This window comes from Pseudomonas koreensis, from assembly GCF_012986595.1.
GTDB lineage: Bacteria > Pseudomonadota > Gammaproteobacteria > Pseudomonadales > Pseudomonadaceae > Aquipseudomonas > Aquipseudomonas koreensis.
In genome coordinates, this window is sequence record NZ_JAAQYM010000021.1 from 1 (window position 1) to 896 (window position 896).

Annotated in this window: 1 protein-coding gene; it reads left to right on the forward strand. The window is 45.0% G+C overall.

Going from position 1 to position 896, the window contains the following annotated elements:
* Positions 1–896: hypothetical protein (locus HBN98_RS28430; RefSeq protein WP_169844092.1), on the forward strand; the 896-nt coding region annotated here is incomplete at both ends.

Below are 896 nucleotides of genomic sequence, written 5' to 3' on the forward strand. Positions count from 1 at the left end.
AAAAGGGAGAGGGGAAGGGAGAAAAAGGAAGGAAGAGAAAGAAGGAGAGGGACGGAAAAAAAGAGGAAGAAGGAAGAAGGAAAGAAGGAAAGGAGAGGAAAGAAAGAAAGAAAAGGGAAAAAAGGCAAAAGGGAGAAAAAAGGAGGGGGAGCGGGGAGGAAGGGGGAGGAGGAAGAGAGGAGGGGGAAAGAGGAAAGGAAAGGGGAGAGAGAGGAAGAGAAGAAGAAAGAAGAGAGGAGAGGGAAAAAAAAAAAAGGAAAGGAAAAAGAAGAAGAGAAAAGGAAGAGAAGAGAAGGAAGGGAAGAAGAGAAAAAAGAGAGAGGAAGAAAGAAAAGAGGCAAGAAAAAAAGAGAAAGGAGGGGGGAGGAAAGAGGAGAAAGAAAGGGGGAAAAGGAAGAGGAAAAAAAAAAGAGAGAGGAGAAGGGAAGAAGGGGGGAGAAAGGAGGAAAGGAAGAAAAAGGGGAAGAGGGGAAAAAAAAGAGGGGAAAAAGAAAAAGAAGAAGAAGAGAAAAAAAGGGGGGAGGGAGAGAAAAGAAAGGGGAAGGGGGAGGAGAAGAAAAGGGAAAAAAGAAAAAAAAAGAGAAGAGGAAAAGAAAAGGAGAGAGAAAGGGAGAGAAGAAAAAAGAAAGGAAGGGGAAGGGAGAAGAAAGGAAAGGGAAAAAAAAGGAGAGGAGAAGAGAAAAGAAAAAAGAGGGAAAGAAAAAGGAAAGGGGAGGGGAAAAAAGAAGGGAACGGAAAGAGAAGAGGGAGGGGAGGAAAGGGGGGTTGGAAGCGATGGAGAGAGGAACATAAGGGAGAGGGCTGCAGGAGGGAGGAAAGAGAGGAGGGGCAAGTTGAAAAAAGAGAGAGAAGATAACCAGAAACGCAACGCCGATTATTTGGCCCGTGAAGGCGCT